Genomic DNA, 15,010 nt, shown 5'->3' with positions numbered 1-15,010 from the left:
CTCCGATGAAGTTTTCCTCCAAGAGCCCTCATGCCCAGCGCGGCATGGCACTGCTGGTCAGCCTGGTGTTTCTGCTGTTGCTGACGCTGATCGGCATATCGTCGATGCAGAACGCCACCCTGCAGGAAAAAATGGCCAGCAGCGTAACCCTGCGCAATCAGTCGTTCCAGATCGCCGAAGCCGCGTTGCGCATCGGTGAAAGTGCGGTGCAATTGAGTACCTATACGCTGCCGGTATGCAGCGGCACCACGCAATGCGCTCCGCCCGCCGAGTCGTCTACTCTCGCCGCCGCCGGGCTCAACGCCACCTCGGGTGTCACCTGGATTGCGGCCGGCAACGGCTTCTACGGAGTGCAGAACATCGGCACCACGTTGAATGCCGTGAACGTGCCGAGCAACACCTCTGCGACGCTGTATCGGGTCACGGCAGTGGCCATCGTGGGCAATAACGTTCGCAGTGTGGTGGAGAGCATCTATGCCAAGTATTGATAGGTGCATGGGGGTATGGCGGCTGCTTTCGGGGGTTGTATTGGGCTTGTACCTTTCGGCCCCGGCCTACGCGTTCACGCCTTCGGATTCGCCACTGCTCAGTGCTGCGGCGGTACCGCCAAACGTGATGTTGCTGATCGATGATTCGGGAAGCATGAACAACATCATCTGGGCGTCGGGTTTCGATCCGACGGTCAGCCGCCCGCAGATTGCCAACTGCAATTCGAACAGTTCGTGCTTGGGTGGTCAGAACCTCAACATGGACGATACCAATATCGCGTTGTCGAGCCTTAACCGTGGCGGCTGCTCCACCAACGGCAACTGGTACGGCTTTTACCGGGGCTTCCTGGGCCTGTCATCGATATGCCTGAAGCTGCCCGACCCGGTGGGCAATGAAAACACCCGTTATACGGCGAACTATCTGTCTTATCTGGTCACACTGGCCAACGGTTCGAGCAGGGATTTCACCACCGGGACCGGAGCAATCCCCAACGATTACCGCATCAGCGTGGCGCAGGATGTCTCCACCACGCTGGTCACCAGCAACCGCTCATTGCGAATAGGCCTGGCGACATTCAACCCGCCTGTCAGCGGTAACCCCGGCCCCGGTGGTTTTATTGCCCGGGCGGTGAGTGATCTGTCGCCTGTCAGCGGTAGCGTGACCCAGGCCCAGGCAGACACCAACTACAACGGCTTGATCTCCTCGATCAACGCGTTGAGTGCGATAGCCAACACGCCGTTGGCAGAAACCTACTACGAGATCACCCGCTACATGCGCGGCATGGCGCCTTACTACAACTCGACGCCATCGGCCTACACCAGCCCGATCCAGTATCGCTGCCAGAAGAACTACGGTGTGGTCATCACCGATGGCTTGCCGACATACGACCGGACGTTCCCGACCAACGATCCGCTCGGCGGCACGCGTTTGCCGAACTGGGATGGCAACAGTGCGAACGATGGCGACAACCTCTCCGGCGATGGCGAGGGCGACACCTTGTACCTCGACGACATCGCCAAGTTCGCCTTCGACATCGACATGCGCACCACCGGTACCGATGGCGCCGGCAAGAACTGGAACGCCGGGGATTTTCCCAAGCAGAACATGAACACCTATACCGTGGGTTTCACTGCTGCTAATCAGATGTTGTCGGATGCGGCGAGCTACGGGCAGGGCAAGTATTATCAGGCGACAGACAGCGCCGGCCTCAACTCCGCGCTGGCTTCGGCGCTGAGTGACATTACGTCCAAGGCCGGTTCGGGGGGGAGTGGCACGACCAGCAGCTCGATCGTTGGCCTGGGGTCCGCGTATTACCAGACCAGTTATGATCCGAAGGACTGGCGCGGCACGATCAAGTCCTATGGGTTCACCGCCACGGGTTCAGTGAATACATCCACGGTGCTCTGGACCACTGACACGGCCATCGTGCCCGGCGCAACGGCGCCGATTTATCAATCCTGGAACAGCGCGAGCAATGCTCCCGTCACCCTCGCTTACACCAATTTCGCCCCGGCGCAGCAGACGGTGTTGAGTCAGGGCCTGCCCACTGGCATCACCGGTACCGACCTGGTGGAGTGGAGCAAGGGCACCAATAAAACCGGGTTGAGAGCCCGCAGTGTATTGCTCGGCGACATCATCAACTCGCCGTTGGTACTGGCCTCGCCGACAGACAAGACCGCCTCCGATCTGGTGGGAGATACGTCCTACAGCAGCTACCTGACCACCAAAGCCGCCAACATGAACGCCAGTCTGGTGGTGAACGGCAACGACGGTTTTGTCAGCGTCATCAACTCGGGTAACGGCGCCAGGCGCTTTGCCTATATGCCATCCAGCGTGCTGCCCTCGCTGCGAATCATCGCCGATACCGCCTACATCAACGGCGTCAACCACAAGTTCCTGGTCGACGGTCAGGTCGGGGTGTTCGATGCCCAGCTCAACAGCGCCTGGAAAACCCTGGCGCTCGGCGGCACAGGGGCGGGCGGCAAGACCTTTTACGCGCTGCAACTGTTCGACGCTTCGGCCGGCAACGTGACCAAGGCGTTGTGGGAATTCAGTGCGCCCGCCACGGCCAACACGGCGAACGTTTTTAATGATCTGGGTTACGCCTATGCCCGTCCAGAGGTGGCACGCTTGGCCGATGGTCGCTGGGCGGCGTTCATTTCCAACGGGTATGGCAGCAATTCGGGGGTGGCGGCGTTGTACGTGGTGGACCTCCGCGATGGCTCGCTGATCAAGAAAATCGTCATCGACAGCACTGAGACCACCAACGGGTTGTCCTCGGTCGAACTCAAGGTCAACTCGCAGAATGTGGTGCAGGCAGCCTATGGCGGAGACTTGAAAGGGCGGATGTGGAAGTTTGATCTGAGCGGCACCACCACCGACACCTGGGGCGTGGCGTTTTCCGGCAAGCCGCTGTTTACGACCGCGGGTGGTGCGACCCAGCCGATCACTGCACAACCCTTGCTGGCGGATAATTCGCTGGGCGGTAAGGTCGTATTTTTCGGCACCGGCAAGTTCAATGAGGCAGTCGACAAGACCAACAAGGATTTGCAGGCGTTTTATGCAGTGTGGGACGCGGACGGCGGCTCGGGGCAGATCACCACGTCCAGTTTGCAGGCCCAGTCGGTGACCGGTGTTTTCTCGGGAAGCACCGGGCAGTTCATCACCACCAGTCAGAACGAAACGACCTACCCGGCGGAGAAGGGCTGGTACCTGCCGCTGGTCTACAACAGCGTACTGACCGGTGAGCGGGTTATCAGCCAGGCGGCCCTGGTGTTAGGGCGGATCGTGTTTACGACGGCTATTGTCGACACCACGGACCCTTGTGCCAGTTTCGGCACCGGTAAACTGGTCGAACTGGATGCGTTCAGCGGTAAGATGCTCAACTACGCGGTGCTCGACACCACGGGCGATGGCCTGATCGATAGCACGGACACGATATCCAGCGGGGTGATTTTCACTGGCGGGATACCGTTCCTGAGTGCCGTCACCAACGGCGGTACCGGCAAGATCGTGACCGATACCGGTTCAACGGTGACCAAGCTGACAGAAAAGGGCGGCGGTGGCAGCCGTCGCATCATGTGGCGACAAATTCAGTAATCGAGAGTTGAAGCATGCGCAGATCCAACCGCGGTTTTACCCTGATCGAAATGCTGATCGTGATTGCGATCATCGGGATCGTCATCACCATTGGTTACCCGAGCCTCACGGAATACGTGAAAAAAGGTCGGCGGACCGAAGTGGCCGGGCTACTTTCCGAGCAGGCACAAATTCTCGAACGGTTTTATTCGAAAAATAATACCTATACCGCCGCCACCGGCCTGAGTGCCGGCAACGACTACTACACCATCGCGCCGACCCTGACTGACCAGACCTTCCTGCTGACCGCCACGCGCAAGACTGGCAGCGCCATGGCGACGGACAAGTGTGGCGATTTCACCATCACCAACACGGGCGTCAGGAGCATGGTCAATGCAGCCTCCGGCTTGACCACCAAGGACTGTTGGGGTCGCTGAGTTTCCTTTTTCGGGCGCCTTTTGCGTCCTTTGTCTATCTAACGGTTGGATCAGAGCATGACCATGCAACAGCAAGTGGTGATTGTCGGCGGTGGGGTGATTGGCCTGCTGACAGCGTTCAATCTCGCGTCGCACGTACAGAGCGTTGTGTTGCTCGATCGCTCGAATGTCGGCCAGGAGTCGTCATGGGCGGGCGGCGGCATCGTTTCCCCGCTCTATCCATGGCGCTACAGCCCGGCGGTCACGGCGCTGGCCCACTGGTCCCAGGATTTTTATCCACAGTTGGGCGAGCGGTTGTTTGCGTCGACCGGGGTGGACCCCGAAGTGCACACCACGGGTTTGTACTGGCTGGATCTGGAGGATGAAGCCGAAGCATTGGCGTGGGCCGAGCGGGAAAATCGTCCGCTGCGGGCTGTGGATATCTCGGCCGTGAACGATGCGGTGCCGGTATTGGGCTCTGGTTTTGCCCGGGCGATCTACATGGCCGATGTGGCCAATGTGCGAAATCCGCGGTTGGTGAAATCGCTCAAGGCGGCGTTGCTGGCGCTGCCGAACGTGACGATTCATGAGCAATGTGAAGTCAGCGGGTTTATCCGTGACGGCGATAACGTCGTCGGTGTGCAGACCTCGACAGGGTCAGTCCACGGTGATCAGGTGGTTCTGACCGCGGGGGCGTGGAGCGGTGATTTGCTCAAGAGCCTGGGCCTGGAACTGCCGGTCGAACCGGTGAAAGGGCAAATGATCCTTTACAAGTGCGCGTCAGACTTCCTGCCGAGCATGGTGCTGGCCAAGGGGCGTTATGCGATCCCGCGTCGGGACGGGCACATCCTGATTGGCAGTACGCTGGAGCACGAGGGCTACGACAAGACGCCGACCGGGTCTGCGCTCGAAAGCCTGAAGGCGTCGGCGGTGGAATTGCTTCCGGCGCTGGCGGATGCCGAGGTAGTCGGGCATTGGGCCGGGCTGCGGCCAGGCTCGCCAGAGGGGATTCCCTACATTGGCCGGGTGCCGGGCTTTGACGGTTTGTGGCTCAACTGCGGGCATTACCGCAACGGGTTGGTGCTGGCGCCGGCGTCGTGCCAGTTGTTTGCTGATGTGATGCTGGGGCGGACACCGATCATTGATCCAGCGCCATATGCGCCGACAGGCAGGATCTGACCCCGGCGTCTGTCAGATCGCTATCGCTGGCAAGCCAGCTCCCACAGCATTCGTGTCGATTGAAAATATTGTGATCGACGTAAATCCTGTGGGAGCTGGCTTGCCAGCGGTGGCGTCCCTCAATCCAACCCGAATTTCTTCAGCCTGTAACGCATCGACCGAAACGACAGATTCAACCGCTGAGCCGCCGCCGTGCGGTTCCAGCGGGTTTCCTCCAGCGCCTGGAGGATGAGCTTGCGTTCGACGTTATCCAGATAGTCCTCCAGGTTGTCGATCTGCGTCAGGTCCGGTACGCCGGTGTCTGCCGTGCAGTTGCCCTCGGCCAGGCGCAGGTCGCCGGCTTCGATCTGTTGGTTTTCGCACAAGGTATGTGCCCGCTCTAGCATGTTCTCCAGTTCCCGCACGTTGCCCGGAAAGCGGTAGCCTTTCAGTGCTTCAAGGGCCTGCGGGTGAAGTTTGGTGGCGGGCTCGCCGCTGCCTGCTGCCAGGCGCTTGAGCACATGACTGGCCAGTGATTCGATGTCATCGCGGCGTTCGCGCAAGGGCGGAACCCGCAGTTCGATGACATTCAGCCGGTAGTACAAATCCTGGCGAAAGCGTTCGGCGGCCACTTCGGCGTCGAGGTCTTTATGGGTGGCGCAGAGAATGCGGACATCGACCACGGTTTCCTGTTGTCCACCGACGCTGCGAACGGCTTTTTCCTGAATCGCCCGCAACAGTTTGACTTGCATCGCCAGTGGCAGGTCCGCCACTTCGTCAAGGAACAACGTGCCGCCATGAGCGGCCTGGAACAGCCCGGGCTTGTCTTCGATGGCGCCGCTGAAGCTGCCCCGGCGATGGCCGAAAAACTCACTTTCCATCAGCTCCGACGGGATCGCCCCGCAGTTCACCGGGACAAAAGGCTGATGTGCGCGTGATCCTTGTTCATGGATCAACCGCGCGACCAGTTCCTTGCCACTACCGGATTCGCCGCTGATGTACACCGGCGCCTGACTGCGCGCCAGTTTGTCGATTTGCTTGCGCAGGCTGCGCATGGGTAACGAGTCACCCAGCAGGCGGCGATCGATGGTGACACCTGGCGCCGGCATGCGCAGGGCGCTGGTGACCAGCTCGCGCAAGCGTGTCAGGTCCACCGGTTTGGTCAGGAAGTCGAAGGCGCCAGCCTTGAGGGCATTGATTGCGGTTTCGAGGCTGCCGTAGGCGGTGATCATGGCTACCGGGAGTTGGGGGTAGCGCTGTTGAATGTGTTGCACCAGTTCCAGGCCGGTGCCGTCCGGCAGGCGCATGTCTGTCAGGCACAGGTTGAACGTTTCGCGTTTCAACAGGGATTGGGCTTCGTCAAGGTTGCGAGCGCTGAAGGTGTCGAGTTTCATCCGTCCCAGGGTGATTTCCAGAAGTTCGCGGATGTCGGGTTCGTCGTCGACGATCAGGACTTTTTGCCGTTGGCTCATGTTCAAGCTTGTTTCCGTCCGTGAGCAAAGGTGATGCGAAAGCAGCCGCCATCGTGGCGTGGTTTGAAGTCTAGGCGCGCCTGATTGCTTTCGCACAGTTCACGGGACAGATAAAGCCCCAGTCCCGTGCCTTGGGCGCTGGTGGTGAAAAAGGGTTCGAACAGGTGCACCTGCTGATCCGGCGCCACACCGGCGCCGTCGTCCAGCACTTCGATGATCGGCAGCTGAGTGTCAGGGTCGACGAACAGATCAAGCCAGACCTGTGCCGTGTCGTGGCGTTGAGCGCTGTGGCGCCAAGCATTGCGCAGCAGATTGTCGAGCACCTGGGTCAGCTGGTTCGGGTCCATCAGGGTGGTGAAGTCGCCTGAACCGATGCGCAGGTGAATCTGCTGGTGATCGAGCGCGCCTTCACGACTGTCGGCAACGAATTGCTCCAGCCATGGCTTCAAATCGAGGCGTTGCGCCAGGGTCTGCTGGCGGCGGGACAGTTGCAGGACGTTTTCGATAACCCGATTCATGCGCTGAGAGTGATCTTGAATAATCTGGGTCAGACGCCGATCCGCGCCGTTCAGTTCCTCCGACTCCTGCAATAGCTGCGCAGCGTGGCTGATGGCGCCCAAAGGATTGCGAATTTCGTGGGCGATGCCTGCGGTCAGGCGGCCCAGGGCGGCGAGTTTCAGTTGTTGCGCCTGCTGGGCGATTTGCGCGAGATCCTCGAGAAACACCAGGGTTTGTGGGTGCGGGCTCTGGTCCAGGGCAATGAAGCTTGGTTGCAGTTCCAGGCCGCTGCTGCTGACTTTCAGGCTCTGGGGGCGCAACGTCGGGTTGTTCAGCCACAGCTGCAGACGTTCGACCAGCGTCGGTGAACAATCATCGATCCGCTCACCTTCAAGCGTGTCCCGGCCCAACAGCGTCAACGCGCTGTGGTTGGCCAGTTGCACTTGCCGCTGGTCGTCCAGCACCAGGATGCCGGTGCGCATGCGTTGCAGGATCAGCGCATTGAGGGCTTCGAGGCCTACGACTTCACCGGCCCGTTGCTCGGCGAGCGTTTCGCTGACCTCCACGCGCTGCATCAGGCCTTGCACCAGCAAGGCCGCCGCAAAGCACAGCGCCCCGAGCGTACCGACTTGCAGGTAATCGTTAGGACTGGCGGGATGGCTGAAGCTGAGGAGAAAGCTCAATCCGACGATGCCGAGCGCGCCGACGGCGGCAATCAACAAGCCGATTCGTCTTCGCAGCAAGGCGCTGCTGATCGCCACCGAGACCACCAGCAGGTTGCCGATGGCGCTGGCGACACCGCCGGCGGCATAGAAAAGACTGCACAGGAGCAGGACATCGATCAGCGCCAGGCTGAACAGTTGTGCCGGGCGCCGGGTGTTCTCAAGGAAGACCACCAACAGAATATTCAGCACCAGGTACAACCAGCTGCCACTGCGCAGCAGGTTGTCATTGGTGAACGTCAGCAACTGGTTGTCGAGGTTGCTGGAGATCAACAGCACCAGAGTGATGCCGACACTCAAACGGTAGAGGTGATAAAGGCGCAGCAGTCGCTGAGCCTGTTTGCTGCCGGGACTGGACGTCTCAGCGATCACGGGTGCCGGGGCCTTGCTCGAGGTGAGCCTGGCTGCAATACCACTGTTGTTGAAGGCTCAGCGCGCGGTCACGGGGCAGGTGGACGCCGCAATGGGCACAACGAACCATGGGCGCCGCTTCCAGCTCGGCGGGAGATTTGGGCACTGCGGCTGGACCTTTGAACTTGCGCCAGAACCATACGGCAGCGGCAATCACGGCGATCCAGAACAATAAACGAAGCATGGCGAGCTGCTTTATGACGAGTGATTCCGCAGTTTAGCCAAGGTCATCACGGGCGCACAGTGGAATAAATCGCAGAAATAAAAAGGGAGACTCAAGAGTCTCCCTTTTGTGCACAACCCAACGTATCAGTCGAACACGCCGAAGGTCATGTAGCTGAACCACGAACGGTCGCTGTTGTTGCCTTCCGCTTCGTGTTCCTCTTCTTCGATCACGTCGCCATTTTCATCTTTAGGCTTGAGATCGTTCGGAATTGCGTCCTTGGCGTCCTGGAATTGCTTCTGCACGTCCTGGTTGGCGCGGGTTTCGCCCGGCGGCAGCGGAGGACGGGATTCGATCAGGCCCAGGGTGGCCTTGCTCAGGAACGAACGGTTGTCGGCTTCGTCCACTGACGGCACGAACTGACCGTCCACCAGGCTTGGGTGGTTCGGGTAGTTAAGCTTCAGGGTTTCGAGGCTGGTGGCGGCCAGATCGTCGAGGTGCAGACGCTGGTAGGCTTCGGTCATTATCGCCAGGCCGTCGCCGACCGATGGGGTTTCCTGGAAGTTTTCCACCACGTAACGACCACGGTTCGCGGCAGCGACGTAGGCCTGACGGGTCAGGTAGTAGTCGGCAACGTGAATCTCGTAGGCCGCCAGCAGGTTGCGCAGGTAAATCATGCGCTGTTTGGCGTCCGGCGAGTAGCGGCTGTTCGGGAAGCGGCTGGTCAGCTGGGCGAACTCGTTGTAGGAGTCGCGGGCAGCGCCCGGGTCACGCTTGGTCATGTCCAGCGGCAGGAAACGCGATAGCAGGCCGACGTCCTGGTCGAAGGAGGTCAAACCCTTCAGGTAGTAGGCGTAATCCACGTTCGGATGCTGTGGGTGCAAACGAATGAAACGCTCGGCGGCAGACTTTGCAGCCTCTGGCTCGGTGTTCTTGTAGTTGGCATAGATAAGCTCGAGTTGAGCCTGATCAGCGTAGCGACCGAACGGATAACGCGACTCCAGCGCCTTCAGCTTGGCTGTGGCGGCGGTGTAGCTGTTGTTGTCCAGATCTTGCTGAGCCTGCTGATACAGCTCGACTTCGCTAAGGTTTTCGTCTACGACTTCCTTCGATGAGCAAGCAGCGGTCAATGCGAGGATGGCGATCAGCAGCAGGTGTTTCACTTGCATGGCGGCTTGCGTCCCTATGACGGCCGCTGTCTTGGGCGGGGCCGTCCTGTTATGATGAGCGCCCCGTTGAATAGCCTCGGGGCAAAAGACGCCGTATTTAACCACAAGCGCGCAGCCGAAACCAAAGGCTGTGCCGACGCCTAGTCTGAGCATGTCCGATAAAATTGAACTTCGCGCAGAGGTGCCGTCCGAATTGGGCGGCCAACGCCTCGATCAAGTCGCCGCACAATTATTCGCTGAGCACTCGCGCTCGCGCCTTTCCGCCTGGATCAAAGACGGCCGCCTGACTGTGGATGGGGCGGTAATCCGCCCGCGAGACATCGTCCACGGTGGCGCCATTCTTGAACTGACTGCCGAGCAGGAAGCTCAGGGCGAATGGATCGCTCAGGACATCGAGCTGGACATCGTCTATGAAGATGACGACATCCTGGTGATCAACAAGCCTGCGGGCCTGGTGGTGCACCCGGCTGCCGGCCACGCCGATGGCACCTTGCTCAACGCCTTGCTGCACCACGTGCCGGACATCATCAATGTGCCCCGCGCCGGCATCGTGCATCGCCTGGACAAGGACACCACCGGTTTGATGGTGGTGGCCAAGACCATCCAGGCGCAGACGCAGCTGGTAACACAGTTGCAGAGCCGCAGCGTCAGCCGAATCTACGAGTGCATCGTGATCGGCGTGGTGACCGCGGGCGGCAAGATCAACGCACCGATCGGTCGTCACGGCCAGCAACGCCAGCGCATGGCCGTGATGGAAGGTGGCAAGCAAGCCGTCAGCCATTACCGCGTGCTCGAGCGTTTCCGTTCCCACACGCACGTGCGGGTCAAGCTGGAAACCGGTCGTACGCACCAGATTCGCGTGCACATGGCGCACATCAACTACCCGTTGGTCGGAGATCCTGCCTACGGCGGTCGTTTCCGTATTCCGCCAGCCGCCAGCCAGACCATGGTCGATTCCTTGAAGACGTTCCCGCGTCAGGCCCTGCATGCGCGGTTCCTCGAGCTGGATCACCCGACCACCGGTAAACGCATGAGCTGGGAATCGCCACTGCCGGACGATTTCGTCTGGTTGCTGACGCTGCTCAAGCAAGACCGCGAGGCGTTCATCGGATGAATGACTGGCTGATTCCCGACTGGCCCGCGCCTGCCGGGGTGAAAGCCTGCGTCACCACCCGTGCGGGCGGCGTCAGTCTGGCGCCGTTCGACAGCCTCAACCTCGGCGATCACGTCGATGACAGCCCTGAAGCTGTCGCCGAGAACCGCCGTCGCCTGACCGATCATTTCGACATTCAACCGGCCTGGTTAAAGCAGGTTCACGGCATCGTCGTGGCCCACGCGGATCCCGGCGTTACAGCGACTGCCGACGCCAGTTGGACCGCAACACCGGGCATTGCCTGTGCGGCAATGACTGCTGATTGCCTGCCTGCGCTGTTCTGCGACCGTGCCGGCACTCGTGTCGCGGCGGCCCATGCCGGTTGGCGCGGGCTGGCGGCGGGTGTGCTGGAAGCGACACTCGATACGTTGGCCGTTCCGGCAGAAGACGTGCTGGTCTGGCTCGGTCCGGCCATTGGCCCGCAAGCCTTTGAAGTCGGCCCGGAAGTACGGGAAACCTTCGTCGAGCAATTGCCCGAGTCCGCCAAGGCCTTCGTTCCAAGCCAGAACGCCGGCAAGTTCATGGCCGACATCTATGAGCTGGCGCGTTTGCGTCTGGCGGCTCGTGGTGTCACGGCTGTCTACGGTGGCGGTTTCTGCACCGTGACCGATCCACGCTTCTTTTCTTACCGCCGTAGTCCTCGCACCGGTCGGTTTGCCTCCCTCGTCTGGTTAGAACGCTAGACTTCTCTGATCTGCATCAACGTCACGACGCTTGAAACTCCCAGAATCGACCGCATCTATAACGGTATCTGGCAGGTTTCTTCATTCAGGATGTTTTATAGGTCCGGCCTGCTCAAAAGGAAGGTGACCCATGCGTATAGATCGTTTAACCAGCAAATTGCAGTTAGCTCTATCCGACGCCCAATCGCTGGCCGTCGGCCTTGACCATCCCGGTATTGAACCGGCGCACTTGATGCAAGCCATGCTTGAACAGCAGGGTGGTTCGATCAAGCCCCTGTTGATGCAGGTGGGCTTTGACGTCAACAGCCTGCGTAAAGAGCTGACCAAAGAGCTCGACCAGCTACCAAAAATCCAGAACCCCACCGGCGATGTGAACATGTCGCAGGACTTGGCGCGTCTGCTCAATCAGGCGGATCGTCTGGCCCAGCAGAAGGGCGATCAGTTCATTTCCAGTGAGCTGGTGCTGCTCGCGGCCATGGACGAGAACAGTAAGCTCGGCAAGCTGTTGCTCGGCCAGGGCGTGAGCAAAAAAGCCCTGGAAAACGCCATCAACAACCTGCGTGGCGGTGACGCTGTCAACGACGCCAACCACGAAGAGTCGCGTCAGGCGCTGGATAAATACACCGTCGACCTGACCAAGCGTGCCGAAGACGGCAAGCTCGACCCGGTGATCGGCCGTGACGATGAAATTCGCCGGACCATTCAGGTCCTGCAGCGCCGCACCAAGAACAACCCGGTACTGATCGGTGAGCCTGGCGTCGGTAAAACCGCGATCGCCGAAGGTCTGGCGCAGCGCATCATTAATGGCGAAGTGCCGGATGGCCTGAAGGGCAAGCGCCTGTTGTCCCTGGACATGGGGGCGCTGATTGCCGGTGCCAAATACCGCGGCGAGTTCGAAGAACGCCTGAAGTCCCTGCTCAACGAACTGTCGAAGCAGGAAGGGCAGATCATTCTGTTCATCGACGAACTGCACACGATGGTCGGCGCCGGTAAAGGCGAAGGTTCGATGGATGCGGGCAACATGCTCAAGCCTGCGTTGGCCCGTGGCGAGTTGCACTGTGTCGGCGCGACCACGCTCAACGAGTACCGCCAATATATAGAGAAGGACGCGGCGCTTGAGCGGCGTTTCCAGAAAGTCCTGGTGGACGAGCCGAGCGAAGAAGACACCATCGCCATCCTGCGTGGCCTGAAAGAGCGTTATGAAGTTCACCACAAAGTGGCGATCACCGACGGCGCCATCATCGCTGCGGCGAAGCTCAGTCACCGCTACATTACCGATCGTCAGTTGCCGGACAAGGCCATCGACCTGATCGACGAAGCCGCCAGCCGCATCCGCATGGAGATCGACTCCAAACCGGAAGTACTGGACCGTCTGGAGCGTCGCCTGATTCAGCTGAAGGTGGAATCCCAGGCACTGAAGAAAGAAAGCGACGAAGCGGCGATCAAGCGCCTGGAAAAACTGCAGGAAGAAATCGTCCGTCTCGAACGCGAGTATTCGGACCTCGAAGAAATCTGGAACTCGGAAAAAGCCGAAGTCCAGGGTTCTGCGCAGATCCAGCAGAAAATCGAACAGTCCCGTCAGGAACTGGAGGCTGCCCGTCGTAAAGGCGACCTGAACCGCATGGCCGAGCTGCAATACGGGGTGATCCCTGACCTGGAGCGCAGCCTGCAAATGGTCGACCAGCACGGCAAAAGCGAAAACCAGTTGCTGCGCAGCAAGGTGACCGAGGAAGAGATCGCCGAAGTCGTCTCGAAGTGGACCGGCATTCCGGTGTCGAAAATGCTCGAAGGCGAGCGCGACAAGCTGATGAAGATGGAAAGCCTATTGCACCAGCGTGTGATCGGTCAGGACGAAGCGGTGGTCGCGGTTTCCAACGCGGTGCGCCGTTCGCGGGCCGGGTTGTCCGACCCGAATCGCCCGAGCGGTTCGTTCATGTTCCTCGGCCCGACCGGTGTCGGTAAAACCGAGCTGTGCAAGGCATTGGCCGAGTTCCTCTTTGATACTGAGGAGGCGATGGTGCGGATCGACATGTCCGAGTTCATGGAGAAACATTCCGTGGCTCGTTTGATCGGTGCGCCACCAGGATACGTGGGCTATGAAGAGGGCGGCTACCTGACCGAGGCGGTACGCCGCAAACCTTATTCGGTGATCCTGCTGGATGAGGTCGAGAAGGCCCACCCGGATGTGTTCAACATCTTGCTGCAAGTGCTGGAAGATGGCCGCCTGACCGACAGCCATGGCCGCACGGTGGATTTCAAGAACACCGTGATTGTCATGACTTCGAACCTGGGCTCGGTACAGATCCAGGAGCTGGTCGGCGATCGTGAAGCCCAGCGCGCGGCAGTGATGGACGCGATTTCCTCGCACTTCCGGCCGGAGTTCATCAACCGGGTCGACGAAGTGGTGATCTTCGAGCCTCTGGCGCGGGATCAGATCGCGGGCATTACCGAGATCCAGTTGGGTCGTCTGCGCAGTCGCCTGACCGAGCGGGAACTGAAGCTGGAACTCAGCCCCGAAGCCATGGACAAGCTGATAGCGGTGGGTTACGACCCGGTGTACGGCGCGCGGCCGCTGAAACGGGCGATCCAGCGCTGGATCGAAAACCCGCTGGCGCAGCTGATTCTGTCGGGTCGTTTCATGCCCGGCGATATCGCCAAGGGTGTCGTGGAAAACGACGAAATCGTCTTCGTCTGATCCACTGTTGTAGGAGCGAGCTTGCTCGCGATGGTCGTTAACGATGCCGCGTTCTTTCTGGATTGACGCGGTGTCATTGAGGTCTTCGCGAGCGAGCTCGCTCCTACATAATCCTCAACTGAATTGCAGGCCTCGCATTGCGAGGCCTTTTTTTCGTCAGGTTGTTGAACTCAAAGGAAAAGGCTTGTAAAGTGCGCCCCGCAGTAAGTCACCCGGAAGGGTTTCTGCTCCCCAAGCAGGAATCTGAAATAAGTTGCAAATCATTAACTTGAATGCAATTTAGGGGGTTGACAGAGGTGCTTAAGATTGTAGAATAGCGCGCCTCAGACACACGAACGCAGCGATGCGAACGGGTCGAAGAGAGCGCAGTAAAGCTTCATAGTTGTAAATTGAAATATGTAGTTCCGTGATAGCTCAGTCGGTAGAGCAAATGACTGTTAATCATTGGGTCCCAGGTTCGAGTCCTGGTCACGGAGCCAATTTCAAACCGGGGTATAGCGCAGTCCGGTAGCGCGCCTGCTTTGGGAGCAGGATGTCAGGAGTTCGAATCCCCTTACCCCGACCATTTTTGGGTCGTTAGCTCAGTTGGTAGAGCAGTTGGCTTTTAACCAATTGGTCGTAGGTTCGAATCCCACACGACCCACCATTTTTGAAACCAGTTAACGCTGGAATCGAATCTTAAGATCAGACGCCAAAAGCTCTGTTCGCAGAAGGCGCCTTTTAAAGGTGCCTTTTTTTTACCGGGGTATAGCGCAGTCCGGTAGCGCGCCTGCTTTGGGAGCAGGATGTCAGGAGTTCGAATCCCCTTACCCCGACCATATTAAAAATCCTCGTATCGAAAGATACGGGGATTTTTTTTGCCTTCAAAAAAGTGAATCACTTCAAGTCATCGTACAACTTGCC

Annotated in this window: 11 protein-coding genes and 4 tRNA genes; 11 read left to right on the top strand and 4 right to left on the bottom strand. The window is 59.4% G+C overall.

Translation table 11 applies throughout. The annotated features are described in order from the left end of the window. Positions 1-5: 5 nt before the first annotated feature. From ACF6ZU_RS08525 to thiO, 4 genes are read left to right on the top strand one after another with little or no spacing between them, the layout of a single operon-like run. Positions 6-488 carry a PilX N-terminal domain-containing pilus assembly protein gene (locus ACF6ZU_RS08525; RefSeq protein ID WP_392891529.1) on the top strand — a complete coding sequence of 161 codons (483 nt, stop codon included), beginning with the start codon at positions 6-8 and terminating at the stop codon, positions 486-488. Continuing rightward, a complete protein-coding gene (locus tag ACF6ZU_RS08520; protein WP_392891528.1) occupies positions 475-3,588 on the top strand; it encodes a pilus assembly protein in 3,114 nt (1,037 codons plus the stop codon). Before ACF6ZU_RS08525 ends, ACF6ZU_RS08520 begins: the two co-directional genes overlap by 14 nt. A gap of 14 nt (positions 3,589-3,602) precedes the next feature. Continuing rightward, positions 3,603-4,004 carry a type IV pilin protein gene (locus ACF6ZU_RS08515; RefSeq protein WP_392891526.1) on the top strand — a complete coding sequence of 134 codons (402 nt, stop codon included), beginning with the start codon at positions 3,603-3,605 and terminating at the stop codon, positions 4,002-4,004. 57 nt (positions 4,005-4,061) lie between these two features. Continuing rightward, a complete protein-coding gene (thiO, locus tag ACF6ZU_RS08510; protein WP_392891524.1) occupies positions 4,062-5,162 on the top strand; it encodes a glycine oxidase ThiO in 1,101 nt (366 codons plus the stop codon). Positions 5,163-5,281: 119 nt separating this feature from the next. On the opposite strand, the gene ACF6ZU_RS08505 is transcribed toward thiO, so the two are convergent. The 4 genes from ACF6ZU_RS08505 to ACF6ZU_RS08490 form a co-directional block, all read right to left on the bottom strand. After that, entirely contained in the window at positions 5,282-6,613 is a 1,332-nt protein-coding gene (locus tag ACF6ZU_RS08505; protein ID WP_392891522.1) for a sigma-54-dependent transcriptional regulator, read from the bottom strand. A 2-nt stretch (positions 6,614-6,615) separates the two neighbouring features. Next, positions 6,616-8,205, bottom strand: coding sequence for an ATP-binding protein (locus tag ACF6ZU_RS08500; RefSeq protein ID WP_392891520.1), 1,590 nt, complete (start codon positions 8,203-8,205; stop codon positions 6,616-6,618). Further along, positions 8,195-8,428, bottom strand: coding sequence for a PP0621 family protein (locus ACF6ZU_RS08495; protein WP_392891518.1), 234 nt, complete (start codon positions 8,426-8,428; stop codon positions 8,195-8,197). The genes ACF6ZU_RS08500 and ACF6ZU_RS08495 overlap by 11 nt, the downstream gene beginning before the upstream one ends. A 125-nt stretch (positions 8,429-8,553) precedes the next feature. Beyond that, a complete protein-coding gene (locus ACF6ZU_RS08490) occupies positions 8,554-9,576 on the bottom strand; it encodes an outer membrane protein assembly factor BamD (protein WP_392891517.1) in 1,023 nt (340 codons plus the stop codon). A gap of 151 nt (positions 9,577-9,727) precedes the next feature. On the opposite strand from ACF6ZU_RS08490, the gene rluD reads away from it, so the two are divergent. The 7 genes from rluD to ACF6ZU_RS08455 all read left to right on the top strand — a co-directional run bounded on the left by rluD (position 9,728) and on the right by ACF6ZU_RS08455 (position 14,925). Beyond that, a complete protein-coding gene (gene rluD / locus ACF6ZU_RS08485) occupies positions 9,728-10,690 on the top strand; it encodes a 23S rRNA pseudouridine(1911/1915/1917) synthase RluD (protein WP_008028788.1) in 963 nt (320 codons plus the stop codon). Next, positions 10,687-11,412 carry a peptidoglycan editing factor PgeF gene (pgeF, locus tag ACF6ZU_RS08480; RefSeq protein WP_392891514.1) on the top strand — a complete coding sequence of 242 codons (726 nt, stop codon included), beginning with the start codon at positions 10,687-10,689 and terminating at the stop codon, positions 11,410-11,412. The genes rluD and pgeF overlap by 4 nt, the downstream gene beginning before the upstream one ends. A gap of 130 nt (positions 11,413-11,542) precedes the next feature. Next, positions 11,543-14,107 carry an ATP-dependent chaperone ClpB gene (gene clpB, locus ACF6ZU_RS08475; RefSeq protein WP_392891512.1) on the top strand — a complete coding sequence of 855 codons (2,565 nt, stop codon included), beginning with the start codon at positions 11,543-11,545 and terminating at the stop codon, positions 14,105-14,107. A 403-nt stretch (positions 14,108-14,510) separates the two neighbouring features. Next, positions 14,511-14,586: transfer RNA gene (locus ACF6ZU_RS08470), tRNA-Asn, on the top strand. Between the two features lie 9 nt (positions 14,587-14,595). Continuing rightward, positions 14,596-14,672: transfer RNA gene (locus tag ACF6ZU_RS08465), tRNA-Pro, on the top strand. A 5-nt stretch (positions 14,673-14,677) separates the two neighbouring features. Continuing rightward, positions 14,678-14,753, top strand: a tRNA-Lys gene (locus ACF6ZU_RS08460). A 95-nt stretch (positions 14,754-14,848) separates the two neighbouring features. Then, a tRNA-Pro gene (locus ACF6ZU_RS08455) sits at positions 14,849-14,925 on the top strand. Positions 14,926-15,010: the final 85 nt, after the last annotated feature.

The sequence above is a fragment of the Pseudomonas migulae genome, from assembly GCF_043225285.1.
Classification (GTDB): Bacteria; Pseudomonadota; Gammaproteobacteria; order Pseudomonadales; family Pseudomonadaceae; genus Aquipseudomonas; species Aquipseudomonas migulae_C.
This window is presented reverse-complemented; position numbering and strand designations above follow the sequence as displayed.

Excerpts from the sequence above, each read along its gene's own strand:
- ACF6ZU_RS08525 (WP_392891529.1), top strand. The coding sequence starts at position 6 with ATGAAGTTTTCCTCCAAGAGCCCTCATGCCCAGCGCGGCATGGCACTG.
- ACF6ZU_RS08520 (WP_392891528.1), top strand. The coding sequence starts at position 475 with ATGCCAAGTATTGATAGGTGCATGGGGGTATGGCGGCTGCTTTCGGGG.
- ACF6ZU_RS08515 (WP_392891526.1), top strand. The coding sequence starts at position 3,603 with ATGCGCAGATCCAACCGCGGTTTTACCCTGATCGAAATGCTGATCGTG.
- thiO (WP_392891524.1), top strand. The coding sequence starts at position 4,062 with ATGACCATGCAACAGCAAGTGGTGATTGTCGGCGGTGGGGTGATTGGC.
- ACF6ZU_RS08505 (WP_392891522.1), bottom strand. The coding sequence starts at position 6,613 with ATGAGCCAACGGCAAAAAGTCCTGATCGTCGACGACGAACCCGACATC.
- ACF6ZU_RS08495 (WP_392891518.1), bottom strand. The coding sequence starts at position 8,428 with ATGCTTCGTTTATTGTTCTGGATCGCCGTGATTGCCGCTGCCGTATGG.
- ACF6ZU_RS08490 (WP_392891517.1), bottom strand. The coding sequence starts at position 9,576 with ATGCAAGTGAAACACCTGCTGCTGATCGCCATCCTCGCATTGACCGCT.
- rluD (WP_008028788.1), top strand. The coding sequence starts at position 9,728 with ATGTCCGATAAAATTGAACTTCGCGCAGAGGTGCCGTCCGAATTGGGC.
- pgeF (WP_392891514.1), top strand. The coding sequence starts at position 10,687 with ATGAATGACTGGCTGATTCCCGACTGGCCCGCGCCTGCCGGGGTGAAA.
- clpB (WP_392891512.1), top strand. The coding sequence starts at position 11,543 with ATGCGTATAGATCGTTTAACCAGCAAATTGCAGTTAGCTCTATCCGAC.